The organism is Moorena sp. SIO1F2, from assembly GCF_010672755.1.
Classification (GTDB): Bacteria; Cyanobacteriota; Cyanobacteriia; order Cyanobacteriales; family Coleofasciculaceae; genus Moorena.
In genome coordinates this window covers 1-14,853 of record NZ_JAAHFV010000147.1, presented here as the reverse complement: position 1 = coordinate 14,853, position 14,853 = coordinate 1, and the positions used below count along the sequence as shown (strand labels likewise).

At 44.4% G+C, this 14,853-nt stretch carries 24 protein-coding genes and 1 pseudogene; 15 read left to right on the top strand and 10 right to left on the bottom strand.

All coding sequences use genetic code 11. The features are described from left to right. Positions 1-113 precede the first annotated feature (113 nt). The 3 genes from F6J94_RS18050 (at position 114) to hpsU (ending at position 1,595) form a co-directional block, all read left to right on the top strand. Complete coding sequence (locus F6J94_RS18050; RefSeq protein WP_293043010.1) at positions 114-740, top strand: YdcF family protein; 627 nt, start codon at positions 114-116, stop codon at positions 738-740. Between the two features lie 82 nt (positions 741-822). After that, positions 823-999: a hypothetical protein gene (locus F6J94_RS18045; protein WP_293043007.1), complete on the top strand. Its 177-nt coding sequence runs from the start codon at positions 823-825 to the stop codon at positions 997-999. Next, complete coding sequence (gene hpsU, locus F6J94_RS18040; RefSeq protein WP_293043004.1) at positions 996-1,595, top strand: hormogonium polysaccharide biosynthesis acetyltransferase HpsU; 600 nt, start codon at positions 996-998, stop codon at positions 1,593-1,595. Before F6J94_RS18045 ends, hpsU begins: the two co-directional genes overlap by 4 nt. Positions 1,596-1,670: 75 nt before the next feature. Here hpsU and F6J94_RS18035 read toward each other — a convergent pair whose 3' ends face one another. Together F6J94_RS18035 and F6J94_RS18030 are read right to left on the bottom strand one after the other, a co-directional pair. Next, positions 1,671-1,991 carry a hypothetical protein gene (locus tag F6J94_RS18035; RefSeq protein ID WP_293043001.1) on the bottom strand — a complete coding sequence of 107 codons (321 nt, stop codon included), beginning with the start codon at positions 1,989-1,991 and terminating at the stop codon, positions 1,671-1,673. A 257-nt stretch (positions 1,992-2,248) separates the two neighbouring features. Continuing rightward, positions 2,249-2,584 carry a XisI protein gene (locus tag F6J94_RS18030; RefSeq protein WP_293042998.1) on the bottom strand — a complete coding sequence of 112 codons (336 nt, stop codon included), beginning with the start codon at positions 2,582-2,584 and terminating at the stop codon, positions 2,249-2,251. 60 nt (positions 2,585-2,644) lie between these two features. Between F6J94_RS18030 and F6J94_RS18025 the strand changes: the two genes are divergently transcribed. Further along, on the top strand, positions 2,645-2,776 hold the full coding sequence (locus F6J94_RS18025; protein ID WP_293042995.1) for a hypothetical protein: 132 nt from the start codon (positions 2,645-2,647) through the stop codon (positions 2,774-2,776). Between the two features lie 60 nt (positions 2,777-2,836). On the opposite strand, the gene F6J94_RS18020 is transcribed toward F6J94_RS18025, so the two are convergent. Continuing rightward, entirely contained in the window at positions 2,837-3,172 is a 336-nt protein-coding gene (locus F6J94_RS18020) for a hypothetical protein (RefSeq protein WP_293042992.1), read from the bottom strand. 442 nt (positions 3,173-3,614) lie between these two features. On the opposite strand from F6J94_RS18020, the gene F6J94_RS18015 reads away from it, so the two are divergent. Then, entirely contained in the window at positions 3,615-3,752 is a 138-nt protein-coding gene (locus tag F6J94_RS18015) for a hypothetical protein (protein WP_293025382.1), read from the top strand. Between the two features lie 609 nt (positions 3,753-4,361). Here F6J94_RS18015 and F6J94_RS18010 read toward each other — a convergent pair. After that, the gene (locus F6J94_RS18010; protein ID WP_293025384.1) at positions 4,362-4,823 is read right to left on the bottom strand and encodes a peptidoglycan-binding domain-containing protein; all 462 of its coding nucleotides are present in this window, start codon (positions 4,821-4,823) and stop codon (positions 4,362-4,364) included. Between the two features lie 61 nt (positions 4,824-4,884). Continuing rightward, the gene (locus tag F6J94_RS18005; protein ID WP_293042989.1) at positions 4,885-5,139 is read right to left on the bottom strand and encodes a hypothetical protein; all 255 of its coding nucleotides are present in this window, start codon (positions 5,137-5,139) and stop codon (positions 4,885-4,887) included. 32 nt (positions 5,140-5,171) lie between these two features. Between F6J94_RS18005 and F6J94_RS18000 the strand changes: the two genes are divergently transcribed. Beyond that, positions 5,172-5,312 (top strand): hypothetical protein, encoded by a 141-nt coding sequence (locus F6J94_RS18000; RefSeq protein WP_293025386.1) that lies wholly within the window; start codon positions 5,172-5,174, stop codon positions 5,310-5,312. A 118-nt stretch (positions 5,313-5,430) separates the two neighbouring features. Here F6J94_RS18000 and F6J94_RS17995 read toward each other — a convergent pair whose 3' ends face one another. Further along, positions 5,431-5,676: a hypothetical protein gene (locus F6J94_RS17995; RefSeq protein WP_293042986.1), complete on the bottom strand. Its 246-nt coding sequence runs from the start codon at positions 5,674-5,676 to the stop codon at positions 5,431-5,433. Between the two features lie 732 nt (positions 5,677-6,408). Here F6J94_RS17995 and F6J94_RS17990 point away from each other — a divergent pair. The 7 genes from F6J94_RS17990 to F6J94_RS17960 all read left to right on the top strand — a co-directional run bounded on the left by F6J94_RS17990 (position 6,409) and on the right by F6J94_RS17960 (position 9,556). Next, positions 6,409-6,609, top strand: coding sequence for a hypothetical protein (locus F6J94_RS17990; protein WP_293025389.1), 201 nt, complete (start codon positions 6,409-6,411; stop codon positions 6,607-6,609). A gap of 259 nt (positions 6,610-6,868) precedes the next feature. Next, the gene (locus F6J94_RS17985) at positions 6,869-7,579 is read left to right on the top strand and encodes a Uma2 family endonuclease (RefSeq protein ID WP_293042983.1); all 711 of its coding nucleotides are present in this window, start codon (positions 6,869-6,871) and stop codon (positions 7,577-7,579) included. A gap of 207 nt (positions 7,580-7,786) precedes the next feature. Further along, positions 7,787-7,960 (top strand): hypothetical protein, encoded by a 174-nt coding sequence (locus F6J94_RS17980; RefSeq protein ID WP_293042980.1) that lies wholly within the window; start codon positions 7,787-7,789, stop codon positions 7,958-7,960. Positions 7,961-8,029: 69 nt separating this feature from the next. Then, positions 8,030-8,275 carry a UPF0175 family protein gene (locus F6J94_RS17975; RefSeq protein WP_293042976.1) on the top strand — a complete coding sequence of 82 codons (246 nt, stop codon included), beginning with the start codon at positions 8,030-8,032 and terminating at the stop codon, positions 8,273-8,275. After that, positions 8,272-8,769, top strand: a complete 498-nt coding sequence (locus F6J94_RS17970) for a DUF3368 domain-containing protein (RefSeq protein ID WP_293042973.1) — start codon at positions 8,272-8,274, stop codon at positions 8,767-8,769. Before F6J94_RS17975 ends, F6J94_RS17970 begins: the two co-directional genes overlap by 4 nt. A gap of 128 nt (positions 8,770-8,897) precedes the next feature. Then, a complete protein-coding gene (locus F6J94_RS17965) occupies positions 8,898-9,317 on the top strand; it encodes a DUF29 family protein (RefSeq protein ID WP_293043013.1) in 420 nt (139 codons plus the stop codon). Between the two features lie 47 nt (positions 9,318-9,364). After that, a complete protein-coding gene (locus F6J94_RS17960; RefSeq protein WP_293025392.1) occupies positions 9,365-9,556 on the top strand; it encodes a hypothetical protein in 192 nt (63 codons plus the stop codon). On the opposite strand, the gene F6J94_RS17955 is transcribed toward F6J94_RS17960, so the two are convergent. Both F6J94_RS17955 and F6J94_RS17950 read right to left on the bottom strand, forming a co-directional pair. Beyond that, positions 9,475-11,094 (bottom strand): NAD(P)H-hydrate dehydratase, encoded by a 1,620-nt coding sequence (locus tag F6J94_RS17955; protein ID WP_293042970.1) that lies wholly within the window; start codon positions 11,092-11,094, stop codon positions 9,475-9,477. The genes F6J94_RS17960 and F6J94_RS17955 overlap by 82 nt on opposite strands. Positions 11,095-11,301: 207 nt before the next feature. Next, complete coding sequence (locus tag F6J94_RS17950) at positions 11,302-12,231, bottom strand: hypothetical protein (protein ID WP_293042967.1); 930 nt, start codon at positions 12,229-12,231, stop codon at positions 11,302-11,304. A 69-nt stretch (positions 12,232-12,300) separates the two neighbouring features. Here F6J94_RS17950 and F6J94_RS17945 point away from each other — a divergent pair, with 69 nt between their 5' ends. Beyond that, complete coding sequence (locus F6J94_RS17945; RefSeq protein ID WP_293042964.1) at positions 12,301-13,563, top strand: ABC transporter substrate-binding protein; 1,263 nt, start codon at positions 12,301-12,303, stop codon at positions 13,561-13,563. A 62-nt stretch (positions 13,564-13,625) separates the two neighbouring features. Further along, complete coding sequence (locus F6J94_RS17940) at positions 13,626-13,793, top strand: hypothetical protein (protein ID WP_293042961.1); 168 nt, start codon at positions 13,626-13,628, stop codon at positions 13,791-13,793. On the opposite strand, the gene psbV2 is transcribed toward F6J94_RS17940, so the two are convergent. Both psbV2 and F6J94_RS17930 read right to left on the bottom strand, forming a co-directional pair. Continuing rightward, positions 13,785-14,366, bottom strand: a complete 582-nt coding sequence (gene psbV2 / locus F6J94_RS17935) for a photosystem II cytochrome PsbV2 (RefSeq protein ID WP_293042956.1) — start codon at positions 14,364-14,366, stop codon at positions 13,785-13,787. The genes F6J94_RS17940 and psbV2 overlap by 9 nt on opposite strands. Before the next feature lie 220 nt (positions 14,367-14,586). Beyond that, positions 14,587-14,853, bottom strand: a pseudogene (locus tag F6J94_RS17930) (cytochrome c-550); the annotation flags it as partial.

The following is a 14,853-nucleotide window of genomic DNA, read 5'->3' as shown; positions in this document are numbered from 1 at the left end:
TACCCCTACTCCCTACTCCCTACTCCCTACTCCCTACTCCCTACTCCCTACTCCCTACTCCCTGCTCCGAAGTCCCTACAACTCAACCTACGGGAAAATCCTTGTATTGAGCCATGAAACGAAACTTATCTTCACGCCGACGTTTCACCAATAAACCTGGCTTTGGCTACCCTCGCAAAACCCTAGGCAAAATGCGGGTAGCATTTACCTTTAGCATCCTATGTATTGCTGTTAGTTTTATTCCCATTCGCTTAGGGCTCGCCCATCTCCAATCCCCCACTCCTGAGGTGATTCTGACCCTCGGTGGAGATATCACACGGGAAAAATTTACAGCTGAGTTTGCTCAGCAACATCCTAACCTTGATATTTGGGTCTCTTCTGGAGAGCCCACCCCACAAGCCCAAAAGGTCTTTCGGGAAGCAGGTATTCCTGATCAGCGAGTAAATCTTGATCGCCGTGCTATCGATACCGTCACCAACTTTACCTCCCTGGTTCAAGATTTCCAAACCCATGACATCCACCATGTGTATCTAATCACCTCAGACTTTCATATGCGTCGGTCGATTGCGATCGCCTTCTTTATTTTCGGCAGTCAGGGTATTGCCTTCACTCCTGTCGCCATTCCTTCCCAGCAGCCTGAGGAATCCTGGCTGCAAGTGCTACGGGATGTAGGGCGCTCGGTGGTCTGGATTATCACTGGTCGTACTGGAGCGAGTCTTCATTATTATTTGAGAGCATGATTGGGAATTAAGAATGAAGAATTGAGAATCGGGAATCGGGAATCGGGAATCGGGAATCGGGAATCGAGTGCAGGTTGGCCGGTTGCTGGTTAAAACCTTAAACATTCAACCTACCCTACGGGAACGCCAAAGGCTAACAACCTTCAACCACCCAACCTTCAACCTTCAACCACCCAACCTTCAACCTTCAACCACCCAACCTTCAACCTTCAACCACCCAACCTTCAACCACCCAACCTTCAACCAAACCAATATATGACTCTTGACTTAAGTAAACCACCAGCCTTAGAATTAGCGCCCTTAGTAGATTTAAGCAAATACGACTCATCTCAATTTGACCGAGGGCGTCCGAGCTGGTTAGTCTTAATCTGGTGGTTGGTGCAAGCGATCGCATTTCCCTTAAGTCTTCATAACTTCAATGGTTTCCGCCGATGGCTGCTCCAATTATTTGGAGCCAAGATTGGTACTAATGTCGTTATTCGACCGACTGCTCGTTTTACTTACCCCTGGAAAGTAGAAATTGGTGACTACAGTTGGATTGGGGATGATGTAGTGTTCTACAGCATCGATCGGATTAGCATTGGTAGTCACTGCATTATTTCCCAAAAATGTTACCTCTGTACCGGTAGTCACGATATCAAAGACCCAAGATTTGGGTTAATCACAGCTGAGATTAATGTTGGGAACGGAGCCTGGATTGCCACCGATTGCTTCGTTGCGCCCGGTGTCCACATTGGAGCCAATGCCGTTATTGGTGCTCGCAGCAGTGTGTTTAGTAATATCCCAGAGCAGCAAGTATGCTGGGGAACACCAGCGCGTGCTCGGTATCGACGGGAGATAGGGAATGAAGAATGAAGAATGAAGAATTTAGAATGAAGAATGAAGAATTTAGAATGAAGAATGAAGAATGAAGAATGAAGAATGAAGAATTTAGAATCGGGAGTCGGGAGTCGGGAATTGGGAGTCGGGAATTGGAAAGGCTAATCTGACTGCCCATCTCTTCATGGCATAATGACTATAGAAAATAATGATGTGATCAACATGAGCCAGGTTGTGTTTTTGGTTGAGAAAGATCCGGACAAGGGTTATACCGCCAGGGCTTTGGGAGAATCTATCTTTACTCAAGCAGATACCTTGGATGAGCTGACAGCGATGGTTCGAGATGCTGTTCAGTGTCATTTTGAAGAAGCGAACCGTCCTAAGGTGATTCTGCTCCATTCGCGTAGCGTGGCCTACGGCCTCAGCTCCCAATTACCTGCTCTCTTTGCCAAAGTGTTTATTTAGCATAACAAGTACGGAAGAGCCAAAGATACTGAACAATTCTAAATTCGCGCATTCTACTTGGTGGTGCGTTACGGGGCGGGCTATCCCAATACTGGCGATCGAAGTGGAAAATTAGGGCAAGCCCGCCCCTAACGCACCCTACATTCTTAATTCTTAATTCTTAATTCTTAATTCTACATTCTACATTCTTAATTCTTAATTCTTAATTCTTAATTCCCCAAAAATCAACCCACCGCAAAATCACTATACCGACGCATAAACGGAGTGTGAAAGGCTAATACAATATCATACTTAGGAATTCCCGCATCAGTCAGCTCATTAGCCACACCATATTCCGTTCCATCGTATTGAATCCAAATCTTGTCGTTGATAATATCAATGTGAATCAGGCAGCCATAGACGCGGCGATGCTCTTCCCAACCCACACTAATAATTTGATAGTGGTCGTTTTCTATATCAAAGGAAGTATAGCGGTCTATATCCCCAAACGAAGGTTTAATTTTGCTGTAATCTGTCAAAATTTTCTTAATCGCTTCACGATACTGATTTAATTTATCCATTCCACAATTACCTCCTGGTTAGGATCGAATACTAACAGAAACTGGGAAAGAGAGGGGGGAGTGTGGGAAGTGTGGGAAGTGTGGGAAGTGTGCGGGCAGATGGAACAGGCAAGAGGCAAGACGCAAGAGGGATATGTAATTAGCGATCGCGTAAATCTAAGGTTAATATCAGGTCAGGATAATTACCCTTAATAAAATAAAAATCTCCCCTATCTCCCCATCTTCAAATCTCCCCATCTCCCCACCCTCTCCTTAATTATGGGTATTCAACCAGAGTTGATCTAACGGCTGGTCAAAATCCTCTGACATTTTAACTAACCCCTTAGCGCTACCAAACTTAGGCGTTGCTTGTACTGCCATCATTGGCACAATTCTAAACGATTTCCCATCACTACCGAGGATGACAACCTCTTCCCCTGCTGCTGCTGCTTCAAGTAGTTCCGCGAGTCTAGTCTCTGCTTCCTTCAACTGAATTTGGTACATGATCACGGTTCCAGAGCCAACGCTTTGAGTATAGCAATTAGAAGGGAGTAGGGAGTAGGGAGTAGGGAGCAGGGAGTAGGGAGTAGGCAATAGGGATGCTAGCAATAGGCAATAGTGTCGGAAGTGTGCGGTCAGTGCAACGGTTTTTGGAGTAGGGAACAGGGAACAGCGGATCTGGGAACAGGAGGAAGTGTGCGGTCAGTGCAATGGTTTTATTAACTGTGCGGCCAGTGCAACGGTTTTTTGATTAGGCAGCAGGGAGCTGAGGCCGTAGGCCACGCGGGGCGCGTTCGGAGCAGGGGGGAGTATCAGAACTGTAAGCCCAGTGCAACGGTTTTATCAACTGTGCGGCTAGTGCAACGGTTTTCTGATACCTATTGATAGGAAAAGGGACTTCCAAGCAGGGGGAGTGTCCTAAGTGTCGGAACTGTGCGGCCAGTGCAACGGTTTTCAAAACTGTACGGCTAGTGCAATGGTTTTCTGATCACTGGTTTTCTGATCACTATTGATTAGGAAAAGCGACTTCGGGGGGGGGAGTTTCGGAACTATGTGCTCAGTGCAACGGTTTTCTCAACTGTCGAAAGTGTGGGGAGATCGGGAGTCAGCTCAGCGTTCCCTCTTGCCTCTTGCCTCTTGCATGCATGCCTCTTGCCTGTTCCCTGTTCCCTACTCCCAGCTAGAATAAAGTGGACTATAGTTTAGGGTAATCAATCATGGATGCTCCTAAGTCTGAAACCACTCCTCCTCGCAGTTACGTCCATTTGCACTCTGTCTAGGCCAGTTCAAAGTCCCAGATGATTTTGATGCCCCGTTGCCAGATGAGATTCTAGACGGGTTTGAGCAATAGTGAAACTATAGAATATTTTTGTCAATTTTTCCTTGACCAATGATTAATCAATAGGGAATTGAGAATTAAGAATTGAGAATTAAGAATTGAGAATTGAGAATTGAGAATTAAGAATTGAGAATTAAGAATTGAGAATTGAGAATTGAGAATTGAGAATTGAGAATTAAGAATTGAGAATTGAGAATTAAGAATTGAGAATTGAGAATTAAGAATTGAGAATTAAGAATTAAGAATTAAGAATTAAGAATTGAGAATTAAGAATTAAGAATTTAAAATTAACCCTTCTACCTTCTACCTTCTACCTTCTACCTTCTACCTTCTACCTTCTACCTTCTACCTTCTACCTTCTACCTTCTACCTTCTACCTTCTTAATTCTACCTTCTTAATTCTACCTTCTTAATTCTACCTTCTTAATTCTACATTCTACATTCAACTTTCCCTACTCCCTAGTAACGACGCCGGGAGACACTAGCTTCACCCAACTTACGCCAGGTATGCCAGCCAACTACTCCATCCACTTTCAAACGGTTGTTGCGTTGGAATTGAGTTACACCTAGGTAGGTATATCGGTCAAAATTGGCGTTAAATTTAACAATGGTGTAGCCCAAGCTGATTAGGATCTGCTGCAAAAATCGCACGGCGTCACCATTGTTACCAGGAGTCAGCACTGGCATAGTCACAGTAGTAATTGTGTCAAGGGTTAGGGATGGTGGGTTATAGGGAGGATAGGGAGGATAGGAATGTTGGGCGTCAACGTTGATGACTTCTTTTGGGCTTTCCATGGATGGGGCGGTTGCCATCCCTAGGTCTTGATTGTCCATAGTTTCTGGTGAATTGGTCATGGATTGGTCATCCGCCATCATGGTTTGGGCAGGATTGGGGATTGGTATTTCTGAGTTGTTTTTCATGATTTGTGCTGAAGTTGTGAATAGGTTAACAAGCGACTATTAAAGGTTTTCAATTGGTTAGCTAGGAGGGAGTAGGGAGCAGGGAGTAGGGAGCAGGGAGTAGGGAGTAGGGTGTAGGGTGTAGGGTGTAGGGTGCGTTAGGGACAGAAAGCCTATGATTTTGAGACTCTTCGCCCCTGTTAAAGCCCGTCCCGTAACGCACCACCATAGGGAATAGGGAGTAGGGTGTAGGGTGTAGGGTGTAGGGTGCGTTAGGGACAGAAAGCCTATGATTTTGAGACTCTTCGCCCCTGTTAAAGCCCGTCCCGTAACGCACCACCATCTGACATACACAAGATTTTTTCCCTATTGCCTATTACCTTTTGCCTAAACTCCAAATATGGCATTTCTTGCAGTTATGAGCTACAGTCTTCTTTGAGGTTGATTCCCTGTCTTGATTTAGGGCATCACTGTTCCCGATTCCCGATTCCCTGTTCCCTGTTCCCTTAACCATCACTATTGTAAGCTTCAGAAATTACAGGTGGTATTTCGGCAAGAGCTCCCTTTGTTTTCCTGTTGAATAACCCGTAACTATAACAATTTTCAATCGTAAGTGAAAAATACCTCTCTAGACAGTGGATACTACAGGGAATCGGGAATGCGCGAATTTAGAATGCGCGAATTTAGAATTGGGAATCGGGAATCGGGAATCGGGAATCGGGGGAAGAGTATGGGTTGTGGTAGATAAATGTGATCGCAGATGGCTATGGTCGGTAAATGCGAACGCGCCCCGCGTGACAAGCAGGTCAATCGCATCTAGCTGTGATCGGTAAATGCGTTCGGATCTAGCTGTGATCAGTAAAAGCGATCGCATCTAGCTGTGATCAGTAAATGCGATCGCATCTAGCTGTGATCAGTAAATGCGATCGCATCTAGCTGTGATCAGTAAATGCGATCGCATCTAGCTTTGATCAGTAAATGCGATCGCATCTAGCTGTGATCGGTAAATGCGATCGCATCTAGCTGTGATCAGTAAATGCGATCGCATCTAGCTGTGATCAGTAAATGCGATCGCATCTAGCTGTGATCGGTAAATGCGATCGCATCTAGCTGTGATCGGTAAATGCGATCGCATCTAGCTGTGATCGGTAAATGCGATCGCATCTAGCTGTGATCAGTAAATGCGATCGCATCTAGCTGTGATCAGTAAATGCGATCGCATCTAGCTGTGATCAGTAAATGCGATCGCATCTAGCTTTGATCAGTAAATGCGATCGCATCTAGCTGTGATCAGTAAAAGCGAACGCGCCCCGCGTGACAAGCAGGTCAATCGCGTAGCGGCTCTTTTGGAGCATCGCGTAGCGTGACAAGCAAGTCAATCGCACTTACTATTCCCTGTTCCCAGATCCGCTGTTCCCAGATCCGCTGTTCCCTCTCCATCAAAAAATTGTTACAAAAATTTTCAAAATATGTTATAATTATGCAATTTTTATGCTATTCTAGAAAAAGGAACACTCAAAAGGAGATAAGTGAAGAGCCAGCCCACAGATGTTAGAGCGTCACGGGCTGGCTCTGGGTCTCCCACTCAAAAGGAGGTAATTTTATTATGTCGTACAGTCAACGCCTATACCCATGGGCAATCGTTCGCTTGTTACCACAGATGCAACGAGTCGTTGTCGCTCGTTTCCGTAACCGATCCAATGCGGAGGGTCATATGACAGCTCTTAAACGGCTGATGCCCGAGGCTGAATTTGTGATTATTTTTGATGTTCCTAATCCTATTGGTGAAGAAGAATCTTCAGAATGAAGAATGTAGAATTGAGAATGTAGAATTGAGAATGTAGAATTAAGAATGGATAATTACCAATTCGCGCATTTTAAATTATTAATTCTTAAATCAAAAAGGTTGTTCGCCTTTGGTGTTAGGTGAAGGGGAGGTTGTTTGTAAGAATGGAGAATGGTGAAGGCAGAATGGTGAATTCTTCATTCTAAATTCTTCATTCTAAATTCTTCATTCTAAATTCAAAAATACTGATCCACCTCGTTAAGACCGGGAGGAACCTGGTTTGCCTGACGAATTTCACGACTTCCAACCCCAACTACTGCGAGAAACCTGCCAACCTCCCAACTATCCCAGGGAGGAGATGTTCATTGCTACAAACCTGAATGTATATTACAACAGTCGTCATTACTTATGGCATAAGCGACCAGATTGGTTTCTGGTATTAGATGTAACTCCTGCTGAAAAACAAGAAGACCTGCGCTGGAATTATGTGGTTTGGCAGGAAGGAAGAGCGCCATTTTTGGTAGTGGAACTCCTATCACCAGGTACCGAAGCTGAAGATTTAGGACAAACCCTAAGGTCTGCCAACAAGCCACCCACCAAATGGCAAGCCTATGAACAATACATGCGCATTCCTTACTATGTAGTCTTTGACCGTTATGAAAACCAGTTGCGAGTGTTTCAATTAATGCCCACCCAGTATCAGGAAGTAGAACTTTCTGAACCTAAATTTTGGATTCCAGAACTGGAATTAGGGTTAGGAGTCTGGCTTGGGAAATATCAAGAAACACAAGGGTTGTGGCTGCGTTGGTATGATGGAGTTGGTAATTGGATTGAGACTTCAGCAGAACGGGCAGAACAAGAACGCCAACGGGCAGAACAAGAACGCCAACGGGCAGAACAAAAACGCCAACGGGCAGAACAGGAACACCAACGGGCAGAACGATTAGCAGAAAAATTGCGTACCCTTGGGATCAATCCCGATGATTTATAGCGCTACGCGCAAGTCAGAAGTGAGAAGTCAGAAGTCAAAAGTAAGCTAGGAGTAGGTTTCGGAGTTTAGAAGCGATGCAGCGCGGTCTTGGGAAGGCAGCGCGGTCTTGGGGGTCCCCCCCATGAGCGACTGCCGTGGTTTCCCCCACTCGCGGCATGGCTGACAATGTCAAACATCTTAATGGGTAGTGCTATATAGGAGTAGTCTATGGGAACATCAAAATCCCCACCGATGGTAATTCCACATGATGTGCTGGCAGTTTTGCAGGTATTGTCGCCAAAGCAACGTCAATTAGTGTTTGACTTTGCTGAGTTCTTGCTCCAAAAGCAAAGAAAATCCGAAATCGAAAAATCGGCTGATAGTCCGCCAATACCTGGATAAGTTGATGCTTCTGAATAGGAAACCATTGAGCTAGAATCAAAACAATGGGTTTATAATGCTGAGTCGGTTATGAGTGTTGTAATTTCTGATGAGTTGTTGCAAGCTGCTAAACTATCGGCAGCCGATTTGAAGCTTGAGATTGCCATTATGCTATATAAACAGAAAAGAATTAGTATTGGTAAAGCCCGTGAGCTAGCTGGCATGCACCTAATTGAATTTCAACAAGCACTCTCTAATCGGAGAATTTGTATCAATTATGACCGTGAAGATTTTCAACAAGACATTCAAACATTGAAGGAATTGGGCGATATATGATCGTGGTTAGTAACACATCACCCATTACTAATTTATCAGCGATTCAAAAAATTGATATACTGCGGCAGCTCTATGGAGTGTTGATAATTCCTCAAGCGGTTTACAATGAGATGGTAGATCTACCATACGAGGTTCCAGGGTCGGAAGAAGTGCAAACTCTATCCTGGATTCAGACTCGACAAGCTACGAATCGTAGCTTGGTTGCAGAACTTAGGCTTGAAATTGATGCAGGAGAATCTGAAGCGATCGCTTTAGCAATTGAACTCAACGCCAATCGATTACTGATTGATGATTATCAGGCAAGAGTAATTGCATCTCGGTTTGGATTAAAATTTACAGGTATTCTGGGATTGCTTTTAGCTGCCAAGAAACAGGGATTGATTACAGCAGTGAAACCGATTGTCGATGATCTAATCAATCAAGCCGGATTTAGAGTGAGCGATCGCTTGTATAGAGAGATTGTGCAGATGGCTGATGAAGTGCTCGAAGAATAGCTGCTTAATTAAAAAAGTCGGCTCTTATAGAGTAGTTATGATAAATTAATAGCTATAATTTTTTCATAGTACCGACTCCCGATTCCCGACTCCCGATTCCCGATTCCCTAATGCCATCAACCCAGAATATGGAAGAATTAACCTTATTACGTCAACTCATTGAAGAAAGAAACTATCATAAAGCCTTAGAAATTGTTGATGAACTAGAAGAAATGTCAAGGGAGGATAAATTAAATAAAATTTATAGCTATGCAGTCATATTACTATTACATTTAATCAAGCAAGAGGTAGAAAAACGCACTACCCGCTCTTGGGAATTTTCGATTTATAATGCCAGCAAAAACATTAAACGAGTGAACAAACGGCGAAAATCAGGGGGATATTATGCCAATCAAGAGGAATTATTAGAAATTTTAACCGATGCCTTTGAGACAGCCCTCAAAAAAGCAGCATTAGAAGCCTTAGAAGGCAGATATACAGATAGTGAACTCAAAGAAAAGATTGACGAAGACCAAATTAAAGAGAAAGCTTTAGGTTTAATTTGTTAACAAGAGGGAGTAGGGAGTAGGGAGTAGGGAGCAGGGAGTGTGGGGAGATGGGGAGATGGGGAGATGGGGAGATGGGGAGTCAGATTAGTTTTCCCTCTTGCCTCTTGCCTCTTGCCTCTTGCCTCTTGCCTGTTCCCTATTCCCTGTTCCCTATTCCCTACTCCCTATTCCCTCTCACCACTGTCATCAAAAACTCCGCCAAGGTTACCCCATCGACCCCCAACTCACTCCGCTCCTGAGCCGCTAAAATGCCAGCTTGGGCATGCCACCAGGCTGCCGTTGCCACTATTGCCTCCAAAGGATGCTCAGACAGAACTGGCTGAGCCAATAAGCCTCCCACTAATCCCGTGAGGACATCGCCACTCCCCCCTCGGGCTAGAGCTGGTGTACTTTCAGGAATCAGCAAAACCGAGCCCATAGGATTTGCGATCGCACTCCTGGCTCCTTTTAACAACACCACAGACCGACTCAGTTGGGATGCCTTCCGCACCGCCTGGACTCGATCCGGTAACAGTTCTGCGGAATCAGGAAATAAACGTCGGAACTCTCCAACATGAGGCGTTAACACGGTCTGGCCTAGACGCTTCAACAAAGTGGGAATAGTGATCAGTTCCGCCAGGATATTTAAACTATCCGCATCCAAAACCATTGGGCATTGGGCAGCTAAAACCCCTTGCACTATATCCTTAGCATCCTTTGTTAAACCAGGACCACATGCGATCGCATTATAAGTCTGATTTGAAGCCTGATAGCTACCAGAAGGTTGGTGTAACTTCTCTAACACTAACTCAGGCAAAAATGCAATCGCACCCGCCGTCGTTTCTGGGCAACCAATTACCACTGCTTCTGGCAAGTGACTGACCACTAGCAGTTTGATAGACTCCGGCACTGCCATCGAAAGCATCCCCACCCCACTAGCACGAGCCCCTAATCCCGCCAGAATTGCTGCCCCTGAATACTGTCTAGAGCCACAAATCAGCAACAGATGACCCTGTTGGTACTTATGAGTTACCTTAGGGCGAGGTAAGGGTAAAAAATGTTTCGCAACAGTTTTTGTCACTCTGAGCAAATCTGGTGGTTCACCTAAAATTGACCAAATATCCTTGAGGGGAATACCAAAATCAATTAACTCAGCTTCACCAATATAATCCAACCCTTGGTCTTGGAGAAACCCCAACTTCCACAACCCTAAGCACAATGTCCGGGTAGCCCGAACCGCGATGCCCAAAACTTCCCCAGTATCAGTATGTAATCCCGAAGGTAAATCAATACTCACCACCGGTTGTGACCATTGATTCAACAGCTCAACCGCCTCAGCGATACTACCAGAAAGCGATTGGCCGTAGGCCACGCTTCGCGATCGCGTCAGTCCAAATCCGAACAAACCATCAATAATCAGGTCACACTCATACAGCGGTTCAATCTCGTCATAAAAAGGAATCCCCAAGCTAAGCGCATACCGAGCATGGTAGTCAGTCAATTCCTTCAGTTTCGACAAAGGACGGTAAATGTGGATCTCATACCCCTGTAAATGAAGTTCACGAGCAACAACTAACCCATCACCCCCATTATGACCAGGACCAACTAACACACCCACTCGCCTCTTCTCAGCACAGGGATAAAGACTTTGAATAGAGCGAGTAATCAATCCTGCCACCTTTTCCATCAAAGCTGCTACAGGCATCCCCGCCTCAAAGATGCGCCCTTCAATCTGACGCATCTGCTCAGCAGTTACCACCACTTGCTCAATTACTTCTCGCCGATTCTGAGACTCCATCAGTAGAATTTAGAATGTAGAATGTAGAATTTAGAATTATTGAATGTAGAATTTAGAATTATTGAATGTAGAATTTAGAATTTAGAATTCTGCCTTTTGCCTTCTTAATTCTGCCTTTTGCCTTTTGCCTTTTGCCTTTTGCCTTTTGCCTTCTTAATTCTTAATTCTTAATTCTTAATTCTTAATTCTTCATTCTTCATTCTGCCCCTACCGACCAAAATACACCCGTGCATCCCAACCAGCAGAGCGCAAACGATTACTCCAACGTTCTGCATCACCCCGCTTTTTAAACGGACCAACAGCAACATGTTTACCTCTGGGGGCATCTCGTTGGATCACTAAATCCTGGGCAATCCCAATTTTAACCAATTCCGTTACCATCTCTGGTAACCTCTGAGCATTTCCAGGAATAGCCACAAAATAGCTCCTACCCCTGGATTCTCTTGAATCCTCTGGATTAGAACCAGAACTCACAGCACCACGATTCGCCAAATCTAATCCTGTTTCTGGATACACCAAACGGGAGCCATAGGTGATCGAGCCATCGGATGAAAAAGTTGGTATGTTCCTCAGATTTGTGGCACCACCATCATCAAATGCTTGTGGTTCAATGGTTGTGATTCGGGCTGGAATTCCCAAAGCTTCCAAAGTGCGCAGACGGGACTGAGCATTGTAGCGATCCATAAATGTACCTGCTTGAATCACCCCCTCTCCCTCGCGCACAAACGCTTGTGCTTCAATTGCTTGTACTTGGGATAACAACCAATCACTATCACCCACCACATCAACCCGATAGAGATTAGCGATGGGTATTGATCTATTAGTTCTTGATGGATTAGTTATTGATCTATTAGTGTCGTTGACGTTTAACTCAGGTGGTAATGGTGTATTTGGTGTATTGCTTGACCGATTGGGTGAGGCGGTCGGCAAAATTAAAGGGGGAGTGTTAACCGATGGTAGAGAAGATGGCGTCATAGTTGGTAGAGGCTCCCCAAAAAATCTCGGTTCTGGTGACGTTTGGGCAGTAGCTGGGGTAAGAGCCACCATCAATGTTTGCCCAGTCAGTAGTAACAGTAGCCAACCACTTACCTTAATCAGTGTTTGAGGATTTCTGAATTGGTCAGACACTCTGATCATAATCGGTCTTGCTCTCTAGTAAGATGAATAGGTTATATCAATTTAAATTTACCCGTCAACCCTTAACAAATGAAGAAAATCCTGTCAAAATTGGTAATCTTACCGCTGATAATTCTCTGCATTATAGCCTGTCAAAGCAGTAATTTAGATGGAGTAACCACGGTCACTCTCGGTGGTTGGCAAAGCAGCCCTACTGAAAAACAATTACTAGAGCAAGTACTAAAGGAATTTGAAGCTAAACATCCCAAGGTAAAGGTTAAGCTTGAAGTCATCACTGGTCAATACATGGATGTGATCAAAACCCGATTAATTGGTGATGCAGCTCCAGATATCTTTTATTTAGATGCCTATGAAGCCCCATTACTAATGAGTCATGATGTGTTGGAGCCTTTGGATGACTACATTAAGCGCACTGATAATTTTGATGTAGCTGACTTTGAACCCTCTCTGTTTAAAGCATTCCAATATAATGGAATAACTTACGGATTGCCTAAAGATTTTTCCACCCTTGCCCTTTTTTACAATAAGCAATTATTCAAACAAGCTAATTTAACTCAACCACCCCAAACTTGGGAAGAATTACGGGATTATTCCCAAAAACTAACCTTTGATAAGAATCGCGATGGCAGGAATGAACACTATGGTTTAGGAATTAATCAGGAACTGGCTCGTCTCTATTTTTTAATTAAAGCCTTTGGAGGTAATTTAGTTGACAATAACGGCTATGCTACCTTTGCCACTCCTGAAACTTTTAAAAGTCTTCAAACTGTCATTGACCTATACCGAAACTACCAGTCTGCTGCCTTACCCTCAGACGTTGGGGCTAGTTCTGGTAGCGAAATGTTTGGTCAAGGTAAAACCGCAATGGTAATCGAAGGTAGCTGGGCTATTCCTTATCTCAAAGACACATTTCCTAAAATTAAATTCGCCACCGCTGAAGTTCCCTCCTTAGGTAGTAAAAAAGGAACCATGGCTTATACCGTTGCTTATGTTATGAATAAACAAGCTCAACATAAAGAAGCAGCTTGGGAACTCATTTCCTATCTTACCGGCAAAGAAGGAATGAAAGCTTGGGGAAAAGCCGGACTAGTACTGCCTTCTCGGGTCTCTGTGTTATCGGAATTAGGGTATCAAAAAAATCCCCTTTATGCTCCTTTTATTAAAGGAGCCGCCTATGCCACCATTTGGCAAGCTGGGGAAACCTTGCCAACCATTCAAACCCATTTCGATAATCAATTTCTGAGTACCTTACTGGGTGAGCAATCCTTAGAAAGTGCTATGAAGAAAGCCCAAGAAGCAGCTAATGAAGAGATTCGGTCAGGTGATTATTAACTAAGTTTTAGGGAGTCGGGAGTCGGGAGTCGGGAGTGTGGGAGGTGTGGGGAGATGGGGAGATGGGGAGATGGGGAGTTAAATCAGCAACTAGTGTAGTAATCTTTCCTTATCTCTGCTTCTTACTATTTACCATTCCCTGTTCCCTATTCCCTGTTCCCTATTCCCTATTCCCTATTCCCTATTCCCTATTCCCTATTCCCTATTCCCTATTTCCTAACTTAAAATAAATCCTCAGTGCCCCATCCTGGTCCTTTCTGTGCGGCTCTGATCACAAATGCCGCTAATTTCTCGATTTCCTCCTGTGGTATCCAACTCTCTCGGACTTTGCGGCACGAGAAGCTATCATCTTTACCATCATAGGTCTTCGGTTGCCTCATAAAAGCAATGAAACCATTGAGATTATCTCGAGGTGGTGTTGCCTTAGCTAGTCTCTTCAGAGATAGAGACACGGTGGGATCAATAAGATTAGTTCCTCCCACATGACACATCTGGCAATTTTGGGAAAACAATTTTATACCAACAGACAAGTCTTCGCCATTAAACAGCTTAGTCTCTCCCTTGCCATCTACAGCAATCGCTACAGGTTCTGCCACATCTAGGTAGCGCCTGACATATTGGTTAACCGCAGCCTCAGCTGGTGAACTAACCGTCCATGTCCCTAAGCAGAAGACCAGAACCACTAGCAAATAACGGATTGATAGGAATAGACCTCTTGCCAAACTAGTTTTTTGATACTGTTTCCGTGAATTGTTGTCCACTGTTCCCGACTTCTCAAATAAGTCTAATAATCTACGGAGCATTGAGTATTTAAAGTGATATGTACTGATTTAGCAACAGGGCAGCGGCTTCTTCTATTAGCGGATAAGGTCTAGTGAAAGAAGCTAGGGTTATTGATTTTGGTTAACCCCTAACTCCTAACCCCTAACCCCTAACTGCCAAAAGAAGAAGCCTCTGCCCTTGCTGCTTAAACAAGCATAAAGCCTTTCGCTTGCTGCTTTCTAACCTCTGTACAAACAACAATTAGTTACAGACTTTACCACAACCCCAGGTATAGGGTGGCCGATTGGCCTCATAGAGCATATAACCAGCCACATTACGGAGGTTATCTTGGGAGACGTTCCTCATATAGACAAAAAGATCAGCACTCTTGGTGCTTGGATGTTCGTCACTAATCTCTGTTTCCCCGTCGTAGGTAGTAGGATTGTTCAGATAGTCTATGAGACCCTCCAGGTTATCACGGGGTGGTGTTGCGTACTCTAAGTCTTCAGCACCAAGACTAATGTTAGG